This window comes from Streptomyces sp. NPDC048254 (assembly GCF_043201895.1).
Taxonomy (GTDB): Bacteria; Actinomycetota; Actinomycetes; order Streptomycetales; family Streptomycetaceae; genus Streptomyces.
Genome location: NZ_JBICZJ010000002.1, coordinates 577,769 through 600,303, shown reverse-complemented (window position 1 = coordinate 600,303; position 22,535 = coordinate 577,769). Strand labels below are relative to the sequence as shown.

At 69.9% G+C, this 22,535-nt stretch carries 24 protein-coding genes; 6 read left to right on the top strand and 18 right to left on the bottom strand.

Annotated elements, in window-relative coordinates; genetic code table 11:
* Positions 1–121: 121 nt before the first annotated feature.
* The 3 genes from ACGFZQ_RS08060 to ACGFZQ_RS08050 are packed head-to-tail and all read left to right on the top strand — an operon-like array spanning position 122 to position 3,677.
* Complete coding sequence (locus tag ACGFZQ_RS08060; protein ID WP_351741670.1) at positions 122–646, top strand: PadR family transcriptional regulator; 525 nt, start codon at positions 122–124, stop codon at positions 644–646.
* On the top strand, positions 643–1,332 hold the full coding sequence (locus tag ACGFZQ_RS08055) for an ABC transporter ATP-binding protein (RefSeq protein ID WP_351741668.1): 690 nt from the start codon (positions 643–645) through the stop codon (positions 1,330–1,332). The genes ACGFZQ_RS08060 and ACGFZQ_RS08055 overlap by 4 nt, the downstream gene beginning before the upstream one ends.
* On the top strand, positions 1,329–3,677 hold the full coding sequence (locus tag ACGFZQ_RS08050; RefSeq protein WP_393839628.1) for an ABC transporter permease: 2,349 nt from the start codon (positions 1,329–1,331) through the stop codon (positions 3,675–3,677). The genes ACGFZQ_RS08055 and ACGFZQ_RS08050 overlap by 4 nt, the downstream gene beginning before the upstream one ends.
* 58 nt (positions 3,678–3,735) lie before the next feature.
* On the opposite strand, the gene ACGFZQ_RS08045 is transcribed toward ACGFZQ_RS08050, so the two are convergent.
* The 5 genes from ACGFZQ_RS08045 to ACGFZQ_RS08025 all read right to left on the bottom strand — a co-directional run bounded on the left by ACGFZQ_RS08045 (position 3,736) and on the right by ACGFZQ_RS08025 (position 10,611).
* Positions 3,736–5,115, bottom strand: coding sequence for an AI-2E family transporter (locus tag ACGFZQ_RS08045; protein ID WP_393839627.1), 1,380 nt, complete (start codon positions 5,113–5,115; stop codon positions 3,736–3,738).
* 139 nt (positions 5,116–5,254) lie between these two features.
* The gene (locus ACGFZQ_RS08040; protein WP_393839626.1) at positions 5,255–5,938 is read right to left on the bottom strand and encodes a transglycosylase SLT domain-containing protein; all 684 of its coding nucleotides are present in this window, start codon (positions 5,936–5,938) and stop codon (positions 5,255–5,257) included.
* 427 nt (positions 5,939–6,365) lie between these two features.
* Entirely contained in the window at positions 6,366–7,691 is a 1,326-nt protein-coding gene (locus ACGFZQ_RS08035; protein ID WP_351741658.1) for a PhoH family protein, read from the bottom strand.
* 409 nt (positions 7,692–8,100) lie between these two features.
* Entirely contained in the window at positions 8,101–8,874 is a 774-nt protein-coding gene (locus ACGFZQ_RS08030) for an isoprenyl transferase (RefSeq protein ID WP_351708602.1), read from the bottom strand.
* 912 nt (positions 8,875–9,786) lie between these two features.
* Positions 9,787–10,611: a class I SAM-dependent methyltransferase gene (locus ACGFZQ_RS08025; RefSeq protein WP_393839625.1), complete on the bottom strand. Its 825-nt coding sequence runs from the start codon at positions 10,609–10,611 to the stop codon at positions 9,787–9,789.
* Positions 10,612–10,663: 52 nt separating this feature from the next.
* Between ACGFZQ_RS08025 and ACGFZQ_RS08020 the strand changes: the two genes are divergently transcribed.
* Positions 10,664–11,182, top strand: a complete 519-nt coding sequence (locus ACGFZQ_RS08020) for a DinB family protein (RefSeq protein ID WP_393839624.1) — start codon at positions 10,664–10,666, stop codon at positions 11,180–11,182.
* A 52-nt stretch (positions 11,183–11,234) separates the two neighbouring features.
* On the opposite strand, the gene ACGFZQ_RS08015 is transcribed toward ACGFZQ_RS08020, so the two are convergent.
* The 5 genes from ACGFZQ_RS08015 to ACGFZQ_RS07995 all read right to left on the bottom strand — a co-directional run bounded on the left by ACGFZQ_RS08015 (position 11,235) and on the right by ACGFZQ_RS07995 (position 15,093).
* On the bottom strand, positions 11,235–12,113 hold the full coding sequence (locus ACGFZQ_RS08015) for an LLM class flavin-dependent oxidoreductase (RefSeq protein ID WP_393839623.1): 879 nt from the start codon (positions 12,111–12,113) through the stop codon (positions 11,235–11,237).
* Between the two features lie 68 nt (positions 12,114–12,181).
* Positions 12,182–12,841: a hypothetical protein gene (locus ACGFZQ_RS08010; protein ID WP_393839622.1), complete on the bottom strand. Its 660-nt coding sequence runs from the start codon at positions 12,839–12,841 to the stop codon at positions 12,182–12,184.
* 1 nt (position 12,842) lies between these two features.
* Complete coding sequence (locus ACGFZQ_RS08005) at positions 12,843–13,451, bottom strand: hypothetical protein (protein ID WP_393839621.1); 609 nt, start codon at positions 13,449–13,451, stop codon at positions 12,843–12,845.
* A gap of 17 nt (positions 13,452–13,468) precedes the next feature.
* Positions 13,469–14,785 carry a hypothetical protein gene (locus ACGFZQ_RS08000; RefSeq protein WP_393839620.1) on the bottom strand — a complete coding sequence of 439 codons (1,317 nt, stop codon included), beginning with the start codon at positions 14,783–14,785 and terminating at the stop codon, positions 13,469–13,471.
* Entirely contained in the window at positions 14,782–15,093 is a 312-nt protein-coding gene (locus ACGFZQ_RS07995) for a hypothetical protein (protein WP_393839619.1), read from the bottom strand. The genes ACGFZQ_RS08000 and ACGFZQ_RS07995 overlap by 4 nt, the downstream gene beginning before the upstream one ends.
* A 279-nt stretch (positions 15,094–15,372) precedes the next feature.
* Between ACGFZQ_RS07995 and ACGFZQ_RS07990 the strand changes: the two genes are divergently transcribed.
* Positions 15,373–15,735 carry a DUF192 domain-containing protein gene (locus ACGFZQ_RS07990; protein ID WP_393839618.1) on the top strand — a complete coding sequence of 121 codons (363 nt, stop codon included), beginning with the start codon at positions 15,373–15,375 and terminating at the stop codon, positions 15,733–15,735.
* A 142-nt stretch (positions 15,736–15,877) separates the two neighbouring features.
* Positions 15,878–16,492, top strand: coding sequence for a Uma2 family endonuclease (locus ACGFZQ_RS07985; RefSeq protein WP_393839617.1), 615 nt, complete (start codon positions 15,878–15,880; stop codon positions 16,490–16,492).
* Positions 16,493–16,523: 31 nt separating this feature from the next.
* Here the strand turns inward: ACGFZQ_RS07985 and ACGFZQ_RS07980 are convergent, their stop codons facing one another.
* From ACGFZQ_RS07980 to ACGFZQ_RS07945, 8 genes are all read right to left on the bottom strand, one after another.
* A complete protein-coding gene (locus tag ACGFZQ_RS07980; RefSeq protein WP_393839616.1) occupies positions 16,524–17,153 on the bottom strand; it encodes an OmpA family protein in 630 nt (209 codons plus the stop codon).
* A 7-nt stretch (positions 17,154–17,160) separates the two neighbouring features.
* Positions 17,161–17,745 carry a hypothetical protein gene (locus ACGFZQ_RS07975; protein WP_393839615.1) on the bottom strand — a complete coding sequence of 195 codons (585 nt, stop codon included), beginning with the start codon at positions 17,743–17,745 and terminating at the stop codon, positions 17,161–17,163.
* A 39-nt stretch (positions 17,746–17,784) separates the two neighbouring features.
* Positions 17,785–18,369, bottom strand: a complete 585-nt coding sequence (locus ACGFZQ_RS07970) for a pilus assembly protein TadG-related protein (protein WP_393839614.1) — start codon at positions 18,367–18,369, stop codon at positions 17,785–17,787.
* Positions 18,369–18,554: a hypothetical protein gene (locus ACGFZQ_RS07965; RefSeq protein WP_351318768.1), complete on the bottom strand. Its 186-nt coding sequence runs from the start codon at positions 18,552–18,554 to the stop codon at positions 18,369–18,371. Before ACGFZQ_RS07965 ends, ACGFZQ_RS07970 begins: the two co-directional genes overlap by 1 nt.
* 108 nt (positions 18,555–18,662) lie before the next feature.
* Positions 18,663–19,412 carry a response regulator gene (locus ACGFZQ_RS07960; protein ID WP_393839613.1) on the bottom strand — a complete coding sequence of 250 codons (750 nt, stop codon included), beginning with the start codon at positions 19,410–19,412 and terminating at the stop codon, positions 18,663–18,665.
* A 41-nt stretch (positions 19,413–19,453) separates the two neighbouring features.
* Positions 19,454–20,665: a sensor histidine kinase gene (locus ACGFZQ_RS07955; RefSeq protein ID WP_393839612.1), complete on the bottom strand. Its 1,212-nt coding sequence runs from the start codon at positions 20,663–20,665 to the stop codon at positions 19,454–19,456.
* 23 nt (positions 20,666–20,688) lie between these two features.
* Complete coding sequence (locus ACGFZQ_RS07950) at positions 20,689–21,576, bottom strand: DUF5936 domain-containing protein (protein WP_393839611.1); 888 nt, start codon at positions 21,574–21,576, stop codon at positions 20,689–20,691.
* Between the two features lie 12 nt (positions 21,577–21,588).
* Positions 21,589–22,533, bottom strand: coding sequence for a type II secretion system F family protein (locus tag ACGFZQ_RS07945; RefSeq protein ID WP_393839610.1), 945 nt, complete (start codon positions 22,531–22,533; stop codon positions 21,589–21,591).
* Positions 22,534–22,535 lie beyond the last annotated feature (2 nt).

Below are 22,535 nucleotides of genomic sequence, written 5' to 3'. Positions count from 1 at the left end.
GTGACATCGCGCTGTCGCACAACCGTGACAATCGGCTCCCACGTGCGCGTTCGCACCCCCCGCCATGATCTACACACCGTGCGTATACATGCGGCGTATACACCGTGTGTAGAGTGCTGCCATGTCCATCGGTCACACCCTCCTGGGGCTCCTGGAGTCCGGCCCGCGCCACGGCTACGACCTGAAGCGGGCCTTCGACGAGAAGTTCGGTCACGACCGGCCGCTGCACTACGGCCAGGTCTACTCGACGATGTCCCGCCTGCTGAAGAACGGGCTCGTGGAAGTCGACGGCATCGAGGCCGGCGGCGGCCCCGAGCGCAAGCGGTACGCCATCACCGACGCCGGCGTCACCGACGTCGAGAAGTGGCTGGCGACTCCGGAGAAGCCGGAGGAGTACCTCCAGTCGACCCTGTACACCAAGGTCGTGCTCTCCCTGCTGACGCACCGCGACGCCGGCGACGTCCTCGACAGCCAGCGCTCCGAGCATCTGCGCAGCATGCGGATCCTCACCGACCGCAAGCGCCGGGGCGATCTCGCGGACCAACTCGTCTGCGACCACGCCCTGTTCCACCTGGAGGCGGACCTGCGGTGGCTGGAGCTGACCGCCGCCCGCCTCGACAAGCTCCGCACGGAGGTGACCAAGTGACCGCTCCCGCTGGTTCGCTGCTCGCGGCCGAGGGGCTGCGCAAGGCCTACGGCCCCACGCTCGCGCTCGACGGGGCCGGGTTCTCGATACACCCGGGCGAGGTCGTCGCCGTGATGGGCCCGTCCGGCTCCGGCAAGTCGACCCTGCTGCACTGTCTCGCCGGGATCGTGCCGCCCGACTCGGGCTCGATCGTCTACGCCGGGCGCGAAATGGCCACCATGAACGACACCGAGCGCAGCGCCCTGCGCCGCAGCGAGTTCGGTTTCGTCTTCCAGTTCGGCCAGCTGGTGCCCGAGTTGACCTGCGTGGAGAACGTGGCGTTGCCGCTGCGGCTGAACGGCACCTCCCGCAAGGAGGCCGAGAAGGCCGCGCGGGACTGGATGGAGAAGCTGGAGGTCGACGACCTGAGCCGCAAGCGGCCCGGTGAGGTCTCCGGCGGCCAGGGGCAGCGGGTCGCGGTGGCGAGGTCGCTGGTGACCAGCCCCCGGGTGCTGTTCGCGGACGAGCCGACCGGCGCGCTGGACTCCCTCAACGGCGAGCGCGTGATGGAGCTGCTGACCGACGCGGCCCGCTCCACCAACGCGGCCGTCGTACTCGTCACGCACGAGGCCCGGGTGGCCGCCTACTCGGACCGCGAGATCGTCGTACGCGACGGCAAGTCCCGGGACATGGAGCGGGTGGTATGAACGTCAGGCAGTGGTCCAGAGATCTGGCCATGGGGGTCCGGTTCGCCTTCGGAGGCGGACGCGAGGGCTGGTTCCGGGCCACGCTGACGGCCGTCGGCGTGGGCCTGGGGGTGGCGCTGCTGCTGCTCACCACGGCCCTCCCGAGCGCGCTGGCCGTACGCCACCAGCGCGATGTGGCACGGGCGGACTACACGTACGTCTTCGGCCACCCCATGAAGGCCGGCGAGAAGACGTTCGTCATCGCGGACGTCGAGACCCCCTACCGCGGCGCCGACATCCGCGGCCGGATGATCCAGCGGGAGGGCGCGAAGGCTCCGGTGCCGCCCGGGCTCACCAAGTACCCGGCGCCCGGCGAGATGGCCGTCTCGCCCGCGCTGAAGCGGCTGCTCGCCTCCCCCGATGCCGCGCTGCTGCGCGCCCGGCTGCCGTACCGGATCACCGCCACCATCGCGGAGCCCGGACTGACCGGCTCCCAGGAACTCGCCTACTACGCGGGCTCCGCCGACCTCGCCGCCCACATCGACCCGCCGAACGTGGCCCGGATCGACCACTTCGGCAGCCCCAGGTCGCCGGACGCGGAGTCCGACCCGGTCCTCACCCTGCTGGTTCTCGTGGTGTTCGTGGTGCTGCTGATGCCGGTCGCCGTGTTCGTCGCGGCCGCCGTACGCTTCGGCGGCGAGCGTCGCGACCGGCGGCTGGCCGCGCTGCGGCTGGTCGGCTCCGACGGCCGGATGGTACGGCGGATCGCGGCCGGCGAGGCGATGGCGGGCGCGCTGCTCGGCCTGGTCTTCGGCGTCGGCTTCTTCCTGGTCGGCCGTCAGCTCGCGGGCACCGCGGAGGTGTTCGGCATCAGCGTGTTCCCGAGCTATCTCAACCCCTCCCCCGCGCTGGCCGCGCTGGTGGCGGTCGCCGTCCCGGCGGCGGCCGTGCTGGTGACCCTGTTCACGCTGCGCGGGGTGGTCATCGAGCCGCTCGGCGTGGTGCGTACGGCGAAGCCCGCCCGCCGCCGGCTGTGGTGGCGGCTGCTGCTCCCGGTGGCCGGTCTGGCGGCGCTCTACCCGATGGTCGGGCAGGGCCGCGGGGGCGGCGACTTCAACGAGTACCTGGTGACCGGCGGCGTCCTGCTCCTGCTGGTCGGCGTCACGGCGCTGCTGCCGTGGGTCGTGGAGACGGTCGTCGGCCGGCTCGGCCGGGGCGCGGTGGCCTGGCAACTGGCCGTCCGGAGGCTGCAGTTGAGCAGCGGTACGGCGGCCCGCATGGTCAACGGCATCGCGGTGGCGGTGGCCGGCGCGATCGCACTCCAGATGGTCTTCGCCGGTGTCCAGGCGGACTACACCAAGCAGACCACCAACGACCTCGACCGCGCGCAGATGTCGGTCCAGGTACCGGACGGCGTCCCGGTGCCCGAGGTCGCCCGGGCCATGACCGACACCAAGGGTGTGCGGAAGGTGGTCTCGATCGCCGACGGCCAGATCGGCGACGCGAAGAAGGACCCGAACCAGACCGCCGAGGTGAGCGTGGGCAGTTGCGCCTCGCTGCGCGAGTTCGCGACCCTGCCGTCCTGCCACGACGGCGACGCCTTCGTCGTGAAGGGCTCCGACACCGAGTCCGAGACGACCAAGCTGCTGACGACCGTGACGAAGCACGACCGGACGCTCTACCTCAACCCCTCCTACACCGGCGACGACCAGAGCTCCCCGAGCCCCTGGACGGTACCGGCGGGGCTGAAGCAGGCGACGACCCGCGAGGACCCCACCGGCTACAAGCGCGGCGGTTTCCTGCTCACCCCGGGCGCACTGCCGGACGGTGCCAGCACGGCGGTGCAGGGCGTGGTCTACCTGTCCGTCGACTCCGCGGTGCGCGACGTCCACGAGTACGTGATCAACACGGCGGTCCGGATCGACCCGCTGATGCACGCGGAGACGCTGACCTCGGTCGAGCGGGACGGCCAGTTCGACTCGATCCGCACCGGGCTGTTCGTCGGCGCCGCCGCCGTACTGGCGCTGATCGGCGCGAGCCTGCTGGTCGGCCAGCTGGAGCAGCTGCGCGAGCGCAAGAAGCTGCTGTCGGCGCTGGTCGCCTTCGGCACCCGGCGGCGCACCCTGAGCCTGTCGGTGCTGTGGCAGACGGCGATCCCGGTCGGGCTCGGGCTGCTGCTGGCCGGTGTGGTGGGGCTGGCGCTGGGCACGGTGCTGCTGAAGATGGTCGGCTCCACGGTGCGCGTGGACTGGCCGGGCGTGCTGGCGATGACCGGCTTCGGCGCGGCGGTCGTGCTGGCCGTGACGGTGCTGACCCTGCCGCCGCTGCTGCGCCTGATGCGCCCGGACGGGCTGCGTACGGAGTAGGGGGCTACGAGCCGGCGCCGAGTACCGGCCCTCGGTACCTGTGGACCCCGCCCACCTCTCAGAGGGCGGGGTCTTCCGCGTTCCTGGGGGCTGCGCCCCCTGACCCCGCTTCGGCCGGAACGGCCTCGTCCTCGAACTCCCCCGGACGGGCCGGTTCAGATGGCTCTTCGTTCTCGTACCGCTCGTTCGAGTACTGGTGCAGATAGCTGACCACCGTGTTCGTCACCGCCACCAGCGGTACGGCCACCACCGCGCCGCCGATGCCCGCCACCAGGCCGCCGGCCGCGACCGTGAGGACCACCGCGAGCGGGTGGACACGGACCGCGCGGCCGAGGATGAACGGCTGCAGGATGTGGCCCTCGATCTGCTGGACGGCCAGGACGACGACCAGGGTCATGACCGCGGCGAAGACGCCCTGGGTGACGAGCGCGACCACCACCGCCAGGGCGCCCGAGGCGACCGCGCCGACCAACGGGATGAAGGAGAACAGGAAGATGAAGACGGCGAGCGGGACGGCCATGGGGACGTCCAGGAAGTAGATGCCCAGGCCGATGAAGATGGCGTCGATGAGGGCGACCAGGACCGTGCCGCGGACGTAGGCGGTGAGCGTGCGCCAGGCGCGCGGACCGGCGCCGGCCACACCCTCGCGGGCCGCGCCGGGCACGAGCTTCAGGAACCACTGCCAGATGCGCGCACCGTCGTAGAGCAGGAAGAGCGTGGAGAAGAAGACCAGCAGGATGCCGGTCAGGGCCTCCACGACGACCTGGACGCCCTCCAGGCCGAACGAGGTGATCTGGTCGGTGTTGGCGCCGATCGCCTCGCGAAGGTTCTTGGCGATCTGGTTGATCTGTTTGTCGGTGACGTGGAAGGGGCTCTTCAGCAGCCAGTTGCGCAGGTCGTCGATGCCGTTCTGGACCTGATCGGAGAGCGTGTCGATGTTCTCCATGACCTGCCAGGTCACGAACCAGCCCATCAGCCCTATCACCACGAAGCCGGAGATGGCGGTGAGCGCGGTGGCCGGGCCGCGGGGCATGCCGCGGCGGCACAGCCAGGCGACCGCGGGCTGGAGCAGGGCGGTGATGAGCAGCGCGATGACGAAGGCGAACACCACGAGTTGTACGGCGCTGATGACCCGCATCAGGATCCAGACGGTGCCGGCCAGCACCAGCAGCCGCCAGCCGGCCTCGGCGGCGACCCGTACGCCCCAGGGGATGGCCGTCACGGGGTCGGGACGCGGTGCGGGCTTCCGGGCGGGCCTGGGGGCGGCGGTGGCGGGGGCCGCCGGTGCGGGCTCGGGAGCGGGGGCCTGTGCGGGCAGTGCGGACGGCTCCGGTTCGGTGTGCTCACGCTCCACCTCGGCCCGGCGCTCGTCCAACCGCTCGCTCATCTCGCTCAGTCCGGCGCCGAGCCTGCCGAGCCACTCCGGCACTCGCGACATGATCCGCTCTCTTCCCCCGCGTCTCCGGGTGCTCCTCACCACTCCCCCCGGGAGTCGTTCGGTCCGACCGTACAGGGCGACAGCCCCTCCCCCTAGGACGGGGAGGGGCTGTCGAAGGTTGAGAGAAGCCGAGCGGCCTCTAGTACCAGCTGTTCGCCTGCCAGAACGACCAGGCCTCACAGGGGCTGCCGTACCGGGAGTTCATGTAGTTGAGGCCCCACTTGATCTGGGTGGCCGGGTTGGTCTGCCAGTCGGCGCCCACGGAGGACATCTTGGAGCCGGGCAGGGCCTGGAAGAGACCGTAGGCACCGGAGGAGGCGTTGACCGCCTGGTAGTTCCAGCCGGACTCGTGGCTCACGATGTTGCTGAAGCACTGGTACTGGCCGCTGGCCACCATCTGCTGCGCCATCGCCTGGATCTGCGCCACGCTGTAGGAGCTCTGGACCGGGAAGCTGGCGGTGGAACGGCTGGCCGCTTCCTTCGCCTCGGCGCGCTCCTTGGCTTCCTTCGCCGCCTGCTCGGCCTCGGCCTTCTTGGCGGTCGCGGTCTTGGCGGCCGCCACCCGGGCCGCCTGCTCGGCGTCCTTCTTGGCGGTCGCGTCGGCCTGGATGGCCACGGCGTCGGCCTGCTGCGTCAGGGACGCGGTCTGCACCGTTGCCTGCTGACCCGCGGGGATGTCCGCGAGCAGCGTGGTGTCGGCTGCCGTCGCCTCAGCGTCGTTCGGCTGTGCGACGCTGCCCGAGGCAACACCGACAACGCTTCCGACGGCGGTGACCGCGGTGGCCGAGGCCACTGCGAATCCCCGGACCGAAATCCGGCTCACACGGTTTCCTTCCAGCATCGCCCGCTTCGGTGACCCTGGCGGACGCAATCGTTCCCCTGACGCTGGCCTCCCAACTGCGGGGTCACGGGAGGCGCGGGCCCGATGGACGACTCCCCAGCGGGGAGCGCCGTGTGGTGCTCGGGCGGCATACGACGTCGCTATGGAATTAGCTGTGATGCTTCTGTGTTGCCGTACCGCTGGGGGTACAGGTGTGTCGTATGCGGGGCCTGACAGGAGTGAGACTCTGCCGTAACCCGACGCCGGGTGGCAATTCCGAGTTGCGTGTGAAAGCTCACATCCCGTTTCCCCCAGGGGATTTCAGGAAAGCCGCACGCACGAAGGCGCCGCCCGGCTAGGCTCAACGCCTTTGCCGGACGGCGCCAACGGATGGGTAATCAGCCCAAGTTGGACACAGGGATCAGATGGATCAGATGTGTCCGTCCTCCAGCATTTCGGTCACAAGCGCGGCAATCTGGGACCTCTCGGACCGGGTGAGGGTGACGTGCGCGAAGAGCGGGTGACCCTTCAGCTTCTCCACCACGGCGACCACACCGTCGTACCGGCCGACCCGGAGGTTGTCCCGCTGGGCCACGTCGTGGGTCAGAACCACCCTTGAGTTCGCGCCGATCCGGGACAGAACGGTCAGCAGGACGTTCCGTTCCAGTGACTGAGCCTCGTCGACGATCACGAACGCGTCGTGCAGGGAGCGGCCGCGGATGTGGGTGAGCGGCAGCACCTCCAGCATCCCGCGCGCGGTGACCTCCTCGATGACCTCGCGGCTGGTGACCGCCGAGAGGGTGTCGAAGACCGCCTGCGCCCAGGGGCTCATCTTCTCCGACTCGGAGCCGGGCAGATAGCCCAGCTCCTGCCCGCCGACCGCGTAGAGCGGACGGAAGACCATCACCTTCTTGTGCTGGCGGCGCTCCAGGACCGCCTCCAGACCCGCGCACAGCGCCAGCGCCGACTTGCCGGTGCCGGCCCGGCCGCCCATCGACACGATCCCGACGTCCGGGTCGAGCAGCAGATCGAGCGCGATGCGCTGTTCGGCGCTGCGGCCCTTGATGCCGAACGCCTCCCGATCCCCGCGTACCACACGGACGTTGCCCTCGGCCGTCACCCGGCCGAGTGCCTTGCCGCGCTCGGACTGGATGGTCAGGCCAGTGTGCACGGGGAAGTCGGAGGCCTCCGGGACGTACACGTGCCCTTCCTCGAAGAGGAGGTCCACCTGCTCGCCGGAGAGCGTCAGTTCGGACATTCCGGTCCAGCCGGAGGCGCCCGTGATGGCGAGTTCGGCGCGGTACTCCTCGGCGAGGAGGCCGACCGACGACGCCTTGATCCTCAGCGGGAGGTCCTTCGAGACGACGGTGACGTCGTACCCCTCGGCCTGCAGGTTGCGGGCGACCGCGAGGATGCGGGAGTCGTTGTCCCCCAGGCGGTAGCCGCTGGGCAGGACGCTGGGGTCCGAGTGATTGAGCTCGACACGGATCGTGCCGCCGAGGTCCCCGATCGGGATGGGGGCGTCCAGACGGCCGTGCCGGACCCGGTAGTCGTCGAGCAGGCGCAGGGCCTGCCGGGCGAAGTAACCGAGTTCGGGATGGTGCCGTTTGGCCTCCAGTTCCGTGACCACGACGATCGGGAGCACGACCTCGTGCTCGTCGAAGCGGGCCATGGCGTTCGGGTCGGCCAGCAGGACGCTGGTGTCGAGAACATAGGTGCGCCGGTCGGACTTGCGGCGCGTTGTGCTGGTCACCACGGAAGGACGTACCCCCTCGGATGAGGTCGGGGAGCGACGAAGAGGAGCTGGACCGGTTGACGGCCACCCTGCACGGGCCGAAAACCGGCCCCCCGCTGCTTCTTCCGTGCCGTGACCGCACGGTCGGGCTGGTGCAAAGGGCCTCCCGGGCGGACGACCCCGAGTCGCCCGCTGAGATCCGATGCCCGTGGTTCGGGCATCGACCTGCTTGCCTTATGCCCTCGAACATGCGCCGCCATGCCACGGTCTGCAACGACGCGCAGGTGAACTCCGTGTTACTGGCGCCCTGAAATGGGTGATTTACGCCTCACGGGTGCGGTGGGGTCATCCACCGTAGCGAGGGGGTTATCCAGCGTGGCGACGGTGACGGGGGACGTATGCCGTGTTGGCGTCCACCGTCACGATCACGTCACCCGCCGTAGCGGCGGTGGCGGGCCGCGTAGTCACGCAGGGCGCGCAGGAAGTCGACCTTGCGGAACGCGGGCCAGAAGACCTCGCAGAAGTAGTACTCGGCGTGCGCGGTCTGCCAGAGCATGAAACCGGACAGCCGCTGCTCCCCGCTGGTGCGGATCACCAGGTCCGGGTCGGGCTGGGCGCCGGTGTAGAGGTGACGGCCGATCATGTCGACGGTGACGGAGTCGGCGAGGTCCTCCATCGCGACGCCCTTGTCGTTGGCGTCCAGGATCATCGAGCGGACGGCGTCGGCGATCTCCTGGCGGCCGCCGTAGCCGATGGCGACGTTCACCAGTATTCCCTCGACGTGCGCGGTGGCCTCCTCGGCCTCCTTGAGCGCGGTCTGCATCGGGGAGGGCAGGAGGTCGGGGGTGCCGACATGGTGGACCCGCCAGCGGCCGTCGGCGGCGAGGGTGCGGACGACGTCCTCGATGATGCCGAGGAGGGGGACCAGCTCCTCCTTGGCGCGGTCGAAGTTGTCCGTGGACAGCAGCCAGAGGGTGACGACCTCGACATCGGTCTCGGAGCACCAGCCGAGGAACTCCTCGATCTTCTCGGCGCCGGCTCGGTGGCCGTGCACGGTGCTGGATCCGGCGGCCTTCGCCCAGCGGCGGTTGCCGTCCATGATGACGCCGATGTGCTTGGGCACCTGAGCGTGGTCCAGGTGACCTTCCACCCGGCGTGCGTAGAGCCTGACGAGCAGGCCGCGCAGCTTGTCGCGCAGGTTCACTTGAGTCCACCCCTCGTGTCTCGCTGCGGGGTTCCGCGGGCCGAAGCCTACCCCTCCGGGAGTCGAGGGGGACGCGGTGGGGACGGCGCCCGAGGGGGGTGGGGACCGTGTTGTGGCGCGGCTGCCGGGTGGGGTTGTGGCTGGTCGCGCAGTTCCCCGCGCCCCTTGCGGGGCGCTGTGGTGAGGGCGCTTGAAAAGTGGGTGAAAAAACCGGGCGGCCACGGGCGGGAGAACGGGCCGGTCCCCAGACAAAAAAACGGGCCGGTCCGTGGGGGGGAGACGGACCGGCCCGAGGGGGGGTTTCCACCATAACCCTTTGTAAGTGATGCTGCGTGCATCGGCGTGCCACAACTACTCTCCGGAGTCGCCCGACAACGCCCCGATGGGCCTGGAACGCTGGATTCAAGGGCCTCGCATGGCCGATTCGCAGCGGAATCCCAGGAAAACTGAACGCATTCGGGGAGATCAAGAGGGTTTGGGCCGTCTCGGGGACGCCTCGGCGAGTTGTTCACCCGTCCCCCTGATGGGCTACCCCGGCTGCGAACGGCGGCTTGACGGGAGCCAGTGGGGCATTACGGCACCGCGCAGCCCCCTCCACTGCGCGGTGCCGCCCGCGCAGCTTTGCTCACGCGAATTACCTTGGTCTGAACTTACGTGAGCCGACAGGTTGATACAGGGCGCTGGAGGTAACGATGTGAAAAACCTGTGGAAATGAGAGGTGAACAGAGAGGCCGGATGTTCACTTATGCGTAGATCCATGAACTAGGGTGCAGCTTGACCTTATTGGTTCTGTAGTGTCACGACATGCACCATGATGATCGCTGAGATACGCCCTGTGCCGGGTGGACGTCCGAGGGCTCGAACGGCAGTTCTTGGCCATTCTTCGGCGCCTGGCATTCCAAGGGCCGTGGATCACGGCCGGCGCTCCGGCTTGCGGGCGTCGAAGAGGTGCCGGGTGCTGTGCGCGACGAAGGGTCCCTCCGCCTCGATCCGCCGGTGCAGGGCGCGGAGCCGGGGCTCGTACTCCTCGACCGTGAAGCCGGGGACCATCCATACGACCTTCCGCAGGAAGTGCACGACGGCGGCGATGTCGTGGAACTCCATCCGCAGCCGTTCGGCCCGCAGGTCCACGACCTCCAGCCCGGCCGCCTCCGCCCCGGCGCGCTCCCGGTCGGGGTGGCGCCCGCCGCGGACCGCCTCCGGCTGCGGCCCGAGGAAGTACTCCACCAGCTCGAAGACGCTGGCGGGTCCGACGTGCTGGGCGAAGTAGGTGCCGCCGGGGCGTAGCACGCGCGCGATCTCGGACCAGTGGGCCCGCACCGGGTGCCGGCTGAGGACCAGGTCGAAGGCCTCGTCGGCGAACGGCAGCGGGGCGTCCTCGGGCGAGGCGACGACCACGACACCGCGCGCACTCAGCAGGTCGCTCGCCTTGCGAACGTTCGGCGGCCAGCCCTCGGTGGCGACGACCGACCGCGACGGGATGATTTGGGCGGAACTCTCCTGGGCCGCCGCGTCGAGGGCGAAGTCGAGTACCTCGCCGCCGCCGGTCTGGATGTCGAGTGCGGCGGTGGCGCGGGCCAGCCGTCCGCCGGCGGCGCGGGCATAGCCCCAGGAGGGGCGCGCCTCGGTGGCCCGGCCCTCGAACCAGGAGAAGTCCCACCCCTCCGTCGGCACGGCGGCCCCCTCGGCGACGAGGTCCTCGAAGGTCTCGAAGGTGCGCTGCGTGTGCTCTGCCATGGCCCGCACGATCCCAGCGGACTGTCAGTGCCCGCTGCTAATTTCGCCCACCATGACGACTGATGACACGTACACCGCTGGTGAGAAGGACGTCCTGCACGCGAGCCTGGACCGGCACCGGGACGCGGTGCTGTGGAAGCTGGAGGGCCTCGACGACGAACAGCTGCGACGCCCGATGACCCCGTCCGGGACGAACCTGCTGGGGCTGGTGAAGCACCTGGCGTCCGTGGAGTACGGCTGGTTCGTGTCGAGCTTCGGCGGCGAGATCGAGCCCCTGTGGTTCGACCCGTACACGGACGAGGACATGTCGGTCGGCCCCGGCGAGACGACCCAGCAGATCATCGACTTCTACGGCCGTGCGCGCGCCGCGTCCGACGCGATGATCACCGCACGGCCCCTGGACACGCTGGGCCGGCCGGACTGGCGGGACGAGACGGTCTCCCTGCGCTGGGTGCTGGTCCACATGATCGAGGAGACCGCCCGGCACGCCGGGCACATCGACATCCTGCGGGAGCTGGTCGACGGGACGACGGGCGACCACCGGCGGACGGCGCCCACGGACACCGACTGACCGGGCGGTCCGGCGGCCGCGACCACCGGACTGACGCCTCACGACTCACGGCTCACGGCACCAGCGGCCGGACTTCCTCCGCGGCGAACCGCACGAAGCCCTCGGGGTCGGGTTCGTCCCCCGTCGGCTGGAGGATGACGGTGTCCGCGCCGGCCTCCGTGAGCCGTCGCACCGCTTTGGCGACGGTCCCCGCGTCTCCGGCGACACCGAGCTCGGGGACCGACCCCAGGCCCTCGGCGGCGAGTTCGGCCCGGAGCCGGGCGGCCGCGTCGACCCCGGTGGCGGTGAGGAGATAGACGACGACCTGGTGCGGCTCGTCCGCGCCCCGCCCGGCGACCGCCCGCCCCTCCTCGATGAGCCGCCGGGCCCGGCGGACGCCGTCGGGCGGGGTGGCGGCGGTGAGGATCGTCCCGTCGGCGGCCTCGCCGCTGAGACGGAGGGTACGGGGGCCTTCGGCTCCGGCGAGGATCCGGACGGGCTCGGCGGGCGGCCAGTCGAGCGCGACGTCGTCGAGCCGGACGTACCGCCCGTCGACGGTGAGCCGCTCCCCGCGCAACAGCGCGCGCAGGGCGCCGAGATGCTCGCGCAGCAGGGTCAACGGGGACTCGGCGCGGGCGCCGACCTGGCCCATCCAGTCCTGCACACCGTGGCCGACGCCGAGGATCGCGCGCCCCGGGAACATCCGGTGCAGCGCGGCGGCCTCCATCGCGGTGATGGCGACGTTCCGCAACGGCACGGGCAACAGCCCGACACCGATCCGCACCCGCTCCGACCAGGCGAGGGCAGCGGCGGCGGTGGAGATCCCACCCTCCCGGAAGCAGTCCTCCCACAGCCACAGCTCCTCCAGCCCGACCTCATCCGCGAGCCGGACCACGGCACGGAGTCGCTCGGGGGGCAACTGGGGACGGAATACGGCGCCGGGTGCGGTCATGGGGGATGTCCTACCCGAGGTCGGGGGCCGTCACAACTGATTGGCCACGCTGCCGAGGCAGATGATGGTCAGGAGCCGACCGAATCAGGGTCCGGCACCCGGACCCCGGCACGCCGGGCAAGTTCGAGGGCGTGGGATCCGGCTCCGTGGCCATCCGCGGGGATCCCCGGGTTGTAGCTCGGACGCTGATGGATCACGTAGAGGCGGCGTGGACCCGAGACGGCGATCACCGCGGCAAACCGGGGGTCACCGGCGAACCAGATCTCCCGTACCTGCGCCTTCCGCTCGTCCTTGGCGCGCTTCCCGAGGCGTCCGCCCCACCAGATGGAGCGCACATGCGAGTGCATCACCATCGTCACCTGCTGATCCGGCACTTCTGGGTTGGGGAACCTCAGCCAGGCATAGCCGTTGCCAACGCCGGGGAGGTTGCCGATCCCGCTCTCCGGAGCCTCGTACACGCGCCAGGGGTACTGCCGCAGAAGACGCCGTGCACGAAAGGCCCCCCGCCAATAGGCCCATTGGAGGAACGTTCGGTAGAACGCGTAGGCCATCGGCATGAAGAAGAGCCACAACGTCCAAGTGATCGACATGGACACGTACCACGCCAGCAGCCCCAGCCAGACCGCGGGCCACAGCAGCTGGCCGAAGGCGACGGAGATCAGCAGCTTCGTCCAGGCACGGCGGGTCGCCGGGTCGCCCCAGGCCGTGGAGTGGTGCGTGACGGACATATCAATCCTTGTCGGACACATCGTTGGATACTTCCGAAAGCGGGCTCTCAAAACTGACCGTACCTGCGATGTCCGTGAGCAGTGCACGGTAGTGCCGCGCCCGCTCGACAGTTGTCGCGGCCAGCGAGAGGATCGCGATGCGCTCACCGTCCGGGCACGGCACGTAGACCGTGATCTGGAGCAGTTCGCAGGGGGCACCGAGGCCCAGTTCCGATGGCGCGATCAAGCGCGTTTGTACAAGCGAGGCCGGGCCGCACGGCAGGTCCAGAATCTCGATGTGCTCTGGCCGCTCCGCTCCAGTGGCGGCCCGAGCCGCGAGGACGCTGCGCGGGGCCCAGTCGACGCGCCGCCAGGCAAGCGTGAAGAAGGACATCAGCGGACCGCCATCCCCCTCGTCATCGGCGTGCAGACCCAGGCAACAGTGCACCGTTCCGGCTTCCAGGAGCAGCCCGGCCAGCCGGAGCGCCGGACCGAGGCCGGCGAAACGCCCCGCCGCCTGCTCCGGTTCACGCCCGGCCGCAGCCAGCTCCTGGAGAGGCAGCGGAACGAATCCCGGGGGCAGCGCGAACCAGATATCGGCGTCCTCGCTCCACGCCGAGTCATCGATCATGTGAGAGGGAGCACTTCTCATGACCCTTCACCAGCGCCGCGCAACAGGAAGTGGAGGGCACCCACGGTCGCCGGAACATCGACACCCAGCGTTCTGGGTCCGTCGAGGAGGTTGCCGACCGTCTTGGCCGCGTCGTTGTCCAAGGTGTCGACAAAGCTGCTCGTCACACCGTAGACGGCCGTTCCGGCCCCCAAGATCGTCGCCGGCCTGTCGACCTTCTCCACGATCGGCGCCAGCCGGCCACCGAACACCCTTGGATGGGCCAGCAGGCTCGCGGCCCCGCCGGCTGCGGCGGCCTCTGACCTGATCGTGGTCCCGACGGTCTTGAGCGAAGTTCCGGCATTGGTGCCGGCCCGCGCGAGCTTCTGCCCGAGTGTCAGTACTTCTTCGCCCTCTCCCACCAGCGACAGCAGTTCCCCGGACTCGCCCACTGCGCGAAGCCCGAGGTAACTGCCCTTGGCCACCACCCCAAGCCCCGGCAGCATCCCCAGGAAGTCCCCCGCGGTCCCCAGCAGGTTGCCCCAGAAGTCGACGTCCAGCTCGCCCTTCGTGAAGCCGTCCTCCAAGGACGCCAGGACCTCGGGGTCGGCGACGCGCAGACTGAAGGCCAGTCCGCTGAGCAGTCCGGCTGCCAGGAACAGCATCCACGGGGCGATGGCCGTGAGGCCCAGCAGCGCGATCACGCCCAGCACGGCAGCGCACGCGCTGAGAATGTCCGGGAGGTTGTCACCCAGCCAGTCCGTGAACCTGTCCCACGCGTTCGGCTCGTGCGGCGCCAGCTTGTGCGTGGCGTCGCCGATGTGCCGGGCCCGCTTGCGGGCGGTGTCCTCGTGTTCGCTCGCGAGGGAGCGGGCCCTCTTCAGTACGTCGTCCAGGTCGTCCTGCGCAGCCGTGACCCCGCTGTTCGAGCCGGCGTCACCCTGCGCCTTGCCCTTGCCCAAAGTCTCCGAGGTCTTCTTCGCCTCGTCCGCGTGACCCTGAGCACGCCGCAGCGCCTCGCGGGCGTCCTTGGCCTCTCCGTCGAGTTTCTTCGCGCGCCGCTGGAACTCCTCCAGCTCCCCGGCCCACAGATCCAGCTGCTTCGCGGCCTTGTCGACGGAGTGGGCGCCGTTCTTCAGGTTGCGCGGCAGCGGGCCGCCCTCCAGCTGCTCGCGGAACGCGACGGCCGCGTCGCCCTCCCAGTAGCTGCCGTTCATCAGCTTGGTGACCTTGGAGTGCGCCTTCTCCATCTCCTTCGCGCAGCCGGACAGCCTGCGGTGGATGTCGTGCACCAGATCCGTGCTGCCGGGAGCAGGGTCGAAGCCGAGATGCGGGTAGGGATTCGTGACCGTCACTTGTTCCCGCTCTTCCGCCTCGCCTTTTCCAACGCCTTCTCCAGGGCCACGTCCACCTCGTGAAAGTCGTCCCTGGCCTTCTTCGTGATGTCCGTGAGCTCCCCGATCTGCTCGGCGATCTCCTTGGCCCCGAAGTGCCAGTCCTCCTGGAACCGGTCACAGGCCTTGTCCAGGTCGTCCGTGCCCAGGCCGTTGACGCCCGGGTCGTGCAATGCCTTCTGCAGGGCGGTGAACGACTCCTGTGCTCTCTTCAAGTCCTTGAAGAACTTGTCGAGTTCCGTACCGTCGACCTTCAGCCGCTCGGCCATGCGGATGCCTCGTTACGGTGTTGGCGAAGACCCCGTCCGGAAGATCACCCTCCAGGTGGGGCCAGAGGTCTCTTGATCCTCACGACGATATCCACGGGACGTGGGCGCCACTGGGTACGGAGCTGGTGGGCCGGGGGCGACCGACCGGGCCGGTATACCTGTTCTGAGGCGAAATTCCGGGCCATGGTGCGCACTTGAGCACCGCCGCAAGCATCACTCGTCCGTGTTGCGGATACGGTCGCTCCGGGGAACCGCTGGGGGACAAGCGAGAGGCAGGCCATGAGGCGCTGGCGGGACGGGCGAGGAACGTTGGTCATCCAAGGCAGCGAGGAACCGGTCACCGTCCCGCTGGAGATCGCCACGTCCTATCGCGCCCGCTCAAAGGGCCTGTTGGGGCGCGATGCGCTCGACGGTGCGATCCTGCTCTCCCCCGCCAACAGCATCCACACGTTCCGGATGCGGATGTCGATCGACGTCGCTTATCTGGACCGGCGGCTGACCGTCATCGCCGTACGCACTATGCCGCCGGGGCGTCTCGGTCTGCCACGTCTCCGGTCCCGGCATGTGCTGGAGGCGGAGGCCGGGGCCATGGCGGGGTGGGGGGTGGAGGTGGGGGCCCGGGTGAGCGTCGAGGCGGAGTAGCCGCTTGCTCGGCGCGGACCGCCCTCTCCAGCGGGCCCGGGTTCACGCCTGCGCCTCGCCCGTCACTCAGTGTGATGACAGGCGTCGATTTCGCCGGTTACGGTGGACAGGCAGGCCGAGAATCCCGCCCATGGGAGGAATCATGACCGCCGAGCCCCTCGCCGAGCCGAACGCCGTGCCCGGCGGCCGCCGGCCGGTGCCGCCCCGGGACGGATACACCGTGGACGACCTGTTCACGTTGCCCGACCTCCCGCCGCACACCGAGCTGATCGACGGGAGCCTGGTCTTCGAGAGCCCGCAGCGGGATTTCCACAGCACCATGATCGACCTTCTGGTGGTCGGCCTTCGCCGGACCATACCCAAGGCGTTCAAGGTCCGCCGTGAGATGACCGTCGTCCTGGACCGCCGCAACGGCCCCGAACCCGACGTGTCCGTAGTCCGCGCCGACGCTGTCACCGGGCTGGAGCAGACCCGGTTCAAGGCCGCCGACGTCCTGCTCGCCGTCGAGGTCGTCTCGCCGGACTCGGAGGCCCGCGACCGCGACGCCAAGCCACACAAGTACGCCGCGGCAGGCATTCCGCACTTCTGGCTGGTCGAGACGACGGGTGCGGGCAAGCATGCGGTCGTACGGGCCTATGAACTCGACCCCGTGACCAAGGCGTACGCCCTGGCCGGCACCTACCGAGAGCAGCTCAAGGTCGGTGACCCGTTCGACATCGACGTCGACATCTCCTTGGACGCGCTCCAGGAACTGTGACCGCGCCCCGCGGCCGGCGCACCGACGTCCCTCAGCTCCCCGTCCTCGGGAACGTCACCTCCACGCGGCGGTTCTTCTTGCGGCCTTCCTCCGTGGAGTTGTCGGCGATCGGGTACTGCTCGCCGTAGCCGCGGACGTCGAAGGTGATGTTCGGGTCGTTCAGGTCCTGGTCGAGGACGCCCTGTACGGCGTTGGCGCGCTGGCGGGAGAGGACGTCTCCGTGGGCCGAGGAGCCCAGGTTGTCCGTGAAGCCAAAGACGCGCACCTGGGTGCCGTTCTGCTTCCTGATCTCCTCCGCGATCGTGTCGATCCGCGCCTTCGCCGCCGGGCTCAGCTTGGAGCTGTCCTTGCTGAACAGCACCTCGGCCTGGAGGGCGAACGTCACGTCCGTGTTGGTGTCCGTACGGCGCTCGTCACCGCTCTGGTCCTCGACGACCGACTTGATGTCCAGGACCTTCGGGTCGGCGAGGGTGGCGCCCTCGGGGAGTTTCAGGTCGGGGTCGGTGGGGTCGATCTTGACCGGGGCGGTGGCGGACGGCTCGGTGCCCGGCGGGACGCTCGGGTCGCCGCCGTCGGCACGGGCGGCCGTCGCGCCGTAGAGATTCGTGACCAGGAGGAGCGTGGCGGCGCCCAGGGTCAGGGGGAGGCGTGGTGTGGTCACGTCGGCCTCACCCGGAGATCTGGATCGTGCCGCTGGCGAAGGTGGGGAGCTGGAGGGTGACCTCGGTGGTGTCGGCGGGTGGGGCGGGGAACTGCATGAAGACGGGGACGGTCTGGCCGGCGTCGACGTTGGTGATGCCGATGCTGGTGAGCGGCCGTCCGTCCGTGTCGCGCAGGACGTAGTAGCGCTTCTTGCCCTTGGAGTCGACCAGGGTGGCCCCGCCGAAGGAGAAGCCGTGCCTGGTGATCTCTGTTTCGTCACCGCTGACCTGGGCGGGGATGACGACGGATTCGGCTCCGTCGTTCTTGAGCGTGCCGTTCACCGTGACGAACCCACCCGAGTCCCGCTGAGCGGACGTGACTTGAAGGAGCAGACCGTCCGTCCCCCTGAGTTCGGCGATCGGCGCCTGGGACTCGCCCTCCTGAGCACTCGGGTTCGATCCGCCGCTCTTGGACGCGGAGGCAGACGCCTGGGGCTTGTCCGCCTTGTCGTCGCCTCCGCCGCCGCAGCCGGCGGCCCCCACCGCAAGGCCCGTCGCGACCATCAACACGACCGCCCCCCTGCGGGCCTTCGCAGTGAACCGCATGCTCATCGTTCCCGCCGCCTCCTTCTTCGCTCGTCGATTCGCTTGTCAGTCGGCCAGGTGGACGTCGAAGAGGTCTTCGGGGCCCGGCAGATCCGTCGGATCGGTCGGGTCCAGCTTCCACGTCCGGCCGTCCTCGCAGGTGAGTTCGGGGAGGGCGCTGTCGTCACCGGAAGGCGGGAACGTACAGAGCGACTCGATCACGGCCGTGGCGTCCGCCGTGGACTGCAGGCTCTCGGTGCCGGGCACGACGGAGTCGCCCACGGTCTTGTTCGTCTTGGCGTCGACCTTGTAGCTCAGCGGAGGTACGGCCACGCACTGTGCCGTCGCGTCGTTCTGGGCCGCCAGTTGGTCGGCGCGCCAGCACGAGTCGGGGACGTTCACCCTGCCGTTGAAGATGTCCAGCCACTTGGTCGGGTCGCTTACGTCCTGCACCCACTGGTCCGTAAGCTCGTCGCGCGTGTTCATGGCGGCGGCGAGTGCCGCCGCGTCGGCGGCCGTCTGGGCACCGTTCCGGTTCACCGCGGCCTGGCCGACCGCGAGGTACGCGAACGCGAGAAAGAGCAGGCCCCCCGCTACCGTGATGTAGATGGGGAAGGCCTGCCCCGAGTCGCCGTAACGGCGGAGACGCATCACACGATCTTGTTGATTTGCGCAGTGATCTTGGTGAGGATCGTCTGGCCGATGCTGGTACCCGTGACGGCCAGCACGATCGCCACCACCACCGCGATGATCCCCAGATACTCGACCGCGGTCTGCCCCCGGTCGTCGGCGCGGCGCTGCAGCGCGACAAGCATCCTCAGCATCCGGTCGCTCATGGTGCTCCCCTCCGGGTTCGGTTCCGATCCTTGCACCGTATGGCGGAACATACCCATCCGCGGAGGGTCCCAGGACCCAATTCCGGACCCAGTTCACCCTGTTCATCCTCATGACACCCCCAGCCACTTGGCCGTCGCCTGGGCGCGGGTGGTGGTGTGGAGCTTGGCGAAGATGCGGTTGATGTGGTTCTTGACCGTCTTCTCGCTGATGAAGCAGACGGCGGCGATCTGCTGGTTGGTCATGCCGGACGCGATGTGGTCCATGATCTCCGCCTCCCTGCCGCTCAGTTGAAACCGGGACTTCGACGACTGTCCCACAGTTGATTGCAGTTGCGAAAGTCCTTTGGGGGGAAAATGTGTTGGGAGAGCGCGCAGTTCGGGTTTTGCGTGTGCAGTTGCATGGCCTCTGATATGGGCCAGCAACGCGTTCGTGGCGGTCGGTGTGAAGTGCGGCCGGCCGCCGCCCACGTCCCGTACCGCCTGCGTCAGCTGTGCCGTCGTGAACTCGCCGTGGACCAGGTAGCCCCCGGCGCCCAGGCGTACGGCCTCCTGCACGATCTCCGTCTCGTCGCTGTACGTCAGCATCATGACCGGGGCCAGGCGCACCAGGTGCGGCAGCGCGGCCATGCCGTCGACCCCGGGCATGCGGACGTCCAGGAGGATGACGTCGGGGCGGAGGCGCAGGGCCGCCTCGTAGGCCGCGCGGCCGTCCTCGGCCTCGGCGACGACCGTGAGGCCGCCCGCGGCGGAGAGGACCGCCGTCAGGCCCGCGCGGATCACCGGGTTGTCGTCGGCCACCAGGACGCGCAGGGGTGGGGGCGGGGGTTCTGCGCACTCCGTGAAGGGGTGCTGCGGCATCGGGGGGCCTCCTCTCGTCTCCTGCGTCTCCGTCGTCTCCGTCATGTCAGTGGCACCTCCACTCGGACCTCGGTGCCCTTGTCGGCGGTCAGCCGGAGGCGCGCGCCCATCGAAGCGGCCCGTTCCGTCATGCCGAGCAGGCCGAAGTGACCGGTGCGGTGCAGGTCTTCGACGGTGGTGTCCGGGGGCAGGCCGCGGCCGTCGTCGTGGATCGTGACGATCAGACGGTGGTCGGGGGTCGTCTCCGCCCGTACGTCGACCCGCGTCGCCCGTGCGTGGCGGTGGGCGTTCTCCAGGGCTTCCGCCGTGATGCCCAGCAGCTGGCGAGCCGTCGCGTGGGGCAGCGGGACCGGGGTGGCGGGGCCTTCGTAGGTCGCGGTCAGCGCCGTACGCGCCGTGAAGTCGGTTGTCAGTGACTCCAGTTCGGAGCGTACGTCCGACGCCTCGCCGTCCGTCCGGGCGCGCAGGTCCGTCAGGAGTTCGCGGGCCTCCTCCGCCGCCCTGCGGGCCGCGTTCGCCACCAGTTCCGCCTGCTGTCCGATCAGCCTCGGGTCCAGGCGGTCGGGAGACGCGGACGCCGACTCCGCGAGGCCGTCGGCGATCAGTGCGACGCCGTACAGCGTCTTGGTCACCGAGTCGTGCATCTCGCGGGCCAGGCGGGCGCGTTCCGCGCTCACCGCCTCCGTCGCGGCGAGGCGGGCACGGGTCTCGGTCAGGGCCTCGGTGGCGGTGCCGAAGCGGAGCATCAGGGTGCGCAGGGTGGAGCCCATCGCACCGGTGATGACGCACAGGCCGGGCAGGAGGAGGGAGTCGGCCACGCCGGTGTGGTGGTCCAGCGTCTCCTCCACGACCAGGAGGATCAGCGACTGGAGGGACGCGAAGACCGCCGCTCCGCGCCAGCTGTAGAGGAGACCGGCGAGGAGCGGGGTGCAGACGCTGACGTACGCGAGGGTCGTGTCGGGGCCGGCCGAGATCAGCAGGAAGGAGCCGAAGAGGGTGTCGGCGGCCAGCAGGGTGGGGTGGCGCAGCAGGAGCGGGCCGAAGCGCTGCCAGTCGCGGAAGAGGACGTACGAGATCATGAAGGTGACGACCACCGCCGAGCCGACCAGGCGGGTGCCCAGGCCGGGGGTGGCGTTGAGGAGGGCCGCGGGGGCCGCCACGGCGATCATCGCCAGGCGGAAGCCGAAGACCTGGCGGCCCATCGCCCGCAGGGCCCGGATCTCGACCTTCCCGTCGTCCTCCCGTGCCGCCATCGCCCTCACCCGCCCTCCCTCTGCTACTTCCCCGTGACCGACCCGAAGTCGACCCCGGAGCCCAGCAGCAGGCCGGCGGCCAGCAGAAGCATCGTGGCCGGGACCATGAACGTGGTGATCATCAGCGTGGCCTTCGGGACCGCCCGGGCCGCCTTGCGGCGGGCGTTCTGGGCGTCCGTGCGGCGCATGTCCTTGGCCAGGGCGACCAGGGTGTCGACGATCGGTGCGCCCAGTTCCTCGCCCTGCTGGAGCGCCGTGACGAACATCGCCACCTGTTCGGAGTCGTTGCGGCGGCGGAGTTCCGCGAAGGCCTGGCGGCGGCTCATGCCCAGGTCCAGCTGGCGGAGGGTGATGCGGAGTTCGTCCGCCCAGGGGCCCTCGTAGTGCGAGGCGACCCGGTCCAAGGCCTGGCGGAAGCCGAGGCCGGCGCTCACCACCACCGCCAGGACGTCCAGGAAGTCGGGCAGGGTGCGTTCGATGACGTCCCTGCGGATGCGGATGGCCGACCAGATGCCGACCTCCGTCCAGAACGCGCCGAAGAGGAGCAGAAGCACGGCCATCAGCCACTGGCCGCGGAGGAGGAAGACCAGGAAGCCGACGCCGCCCAGGGCGCCGTACACCGCCCGCCGGGCCGCGTAGCGGTCGATCGTCAGGCCGCCGGGGTTGCCCGCCAGGTCGATCCTGCGGCGGTACCGGGCCACCTGGCGCGGGCCCATCAGGCGCAGGACGGCGGGGGCGTAGCGCATGCCCATGCGGTCGATGAGGGAGTTGGCGGCGCCGGTGCGGGTGGCGCCCACTTCCAGGGCGATCGCCAGGTCGGCGGGGAGTTTCGCGTCCGCGCGGTACATGCGGATGCCCGCGAAGGCGCCGTAGACGGCGAGGGCCGTCAGGAGGGCCAGGAGCAGTGCCATGGTGACAACCCCCTATACGTCGATGCGGCTGAGGCGGCGGATGAGGACGAAGCCGATGGCGTAGAGGCCGAACGCGATGAGGACCGCGGCCTGGCCGAGGGTGGTGCCCGTCATGCGGTCCAGCGTGTCGCCCTTGACCCCGTTCATCAGGAACAGGGCGCCGATGCCGAGCACCGGGACGGCGTACGACGTCATCGTCACCTGGGAGAGCTGGGTGCGGACCTCGCGGCGGGTCTCCTTGCGCTCCTCCAGGGTCTCGGTGAGGTTGCGCAGCGCGCTCACCACCTGGCCGCCCGCCCTGTTGGACAGGACGAGCGTCGTGACCAGGACGACCAGTTCGCGGGACGGGAGCCGGTCGGCCAGTTCGCCGAGCGCGTCGTCCATGGAGTGGCCGATCGCCAACTGGTCGGCCACCTTGGCGAGTTCCTCGCCGGCCGGGGCCTCCAGCTCCTCCGCCGCCATGCCGATCGCGGTACGCAGGGCGAGGCCGGCGTGGGTGGCGTTGGCCAGGATGCGGGCGAGTTCCGGGAGTTGGGCGATGAACCGCTCGATGCGTTTCTGGCGTTGCCAGTTGAGGAACTGCACGGCGGCGAAGACCCCGAGGAGGCCGGCGATCGGCCCGAAGAAGGGGGCCAGGGCGGCCTGGCCGATGAGCCAGAGGGCTACGACGGCGGCGAGCATGTAGGCGAAGAACTCGCCGGGCGTCACGTCCAGGCCCGTCGCCGCCAGGCGGAGTTCGAGGCGGCGGCCGATCGCCGTGCCGCGCAGGCGGCGGTCCAGGTTGCGGAACCGGCGCCGGCGGCCGCTGAACGGGGCCTGGCCGGTGTAGGAGAGGCGGTCCACCAGGGCGGCGCGCTGGGCCCGGCCGGAGGCGTAGGTGTGCAGGCCCACCACGGCCAGCAGGCAGGCCAGCAGGGTGACGCCGGTGGTGAGGGTGACGAGGTCGTGGAGGGTCATGG

Bases quoted from the DNA above. Each gene is read 5' to 3' on its own strand.
- ACGFZQ_RS08060 (WP_351741670.1), top strand. From the start codon at position 122: ATGTCCATCGGTCACACCCTCCTGGGGCTCCTGGAGTCCGGCCCGCGC.
- ACGFZQ_RS08050 (WP_393839628.1), top strand. From the start codon at position 1,329: ATGAACGTCAGGCAGTGGTCCAGAGATCTGGCCATGGGGGTCCGGTTC.
- ACGFZQ_RS08045 (WP_393839627.1), bottom strand. From the start codon at position 5,115: ATGTCGCGAGTGCCGGAGTGGCTCGGCAGGCTCGGCGCCGGACTGAGC.
- ACGFZQ_RS08025 (WP_393839625.1), bottom strand. From the start codon at position 10,611: ATGGCAGAGCACACGCAGCGCACCTTCGAGACCTTCGAGGACCTCGTC.
- ACGFZQ_RS08020 (WP_393839624.1), top strand. From the start codon at position 10,664: ATGACGACTGATGACACGTACACCGCTGGTGAGAAGGACGTCCTGCAC.
- ACGFZQ_RS08015 (WP_393839623.1), bottom strand. From the start codon at position 12,113: ATGACCGCACCCGGCGCCGTATTCCGTCCCCAGTTGCCCCCCGAGCGA.
- ACGFZQ_RS08010 (WP_393839622.1), bottom strand. From the start codon at position 12,841: ATGTCCGTCACGCACCACTCCACGGCCTGGGGCGACCCGGCGACCCGC.
- ACGFZQ_RS08005 (WP_393839621.1), bottom strand. From the start codon at position 13,451: ATGATCGATGACTCGGCGTGGAGCGAGGACGCCGATATCTGGTTCGCG.
- ACGFZQ_RS07995 (WP_393839619.1), bottom strand. From the start codon at position 15,093: ATGGCCGAGCGGCTGAAGGTCGACGGTACGGAACTCGACAAGTTCTTC.
- ACGFZQ_RS07990 (WP_393839618.1), top strand. From the start codon at position 15,373: ATGAGGCGCTGGCGGGACGGGCGAGGAACGTTGGTCATCCAAGGCAGC.
- ACGFZQ_RS07985 (WP_393839617.1), top strand. From the start codon at position 15,878: ATGACCGCCGAGCCCCTCGCCGAGCCGAACGCCGTGCCCGGCGGCCGC.
- ACGFZQ_RS07975 (WP_393839615.1), bottom strand. From the start codon at position 17,745: ATGAGCATGCGGTTCACTGCGAAGGCCCGCAGGGGGGCGGTCGTGTTG.
- ACGFZQ_RS07970 (WP_393839614.1), bottom strand. From the start codon at position 18,369: ATGCGTCTCCGCCGTTACGGCGACTCGGGGCAGGCCTTCCCCATCTAC.
- ACGFZQ_RS07965 (WP_351318768.1), bottom strand. From the start codon at position 18,554: ATGAGCGACCGGATGCTGAGGATGCTTGTCGCGCTGCAGCGCCGCGCC.
- ACGFZQ_RS07960 (WP_393839613.1), bottom strand. From the start codon at position 19,412: ATGCCGCAGCACCCCTTCACGGAGTGCGCAGAACCCCCGCCCCCACCC.
- ACGFZQ_RS07955 (WP_393839612.1), bottom strand. From the start codon at position 20,665: ATGGCGGCACGGGAGGACGACGGGAAGGTCGAGATCCGGGCCCTGCGG.
- ACGFZQ_RS07950 (WP_393839611.1), bottom strand. From the start codon at position 21,576: ATGGCACTGCTCCTGGCCCTCCTGACGGCCCTCGCCGTCTACGGCGCC.
- ACGFZQ_RS07945 (WP_393839610.1), bottom strand. From the start codon at position 22,533: ATGACCCTCCACGACCTCGTCACCCTCACCACCGGCGTCACCCTGCTG.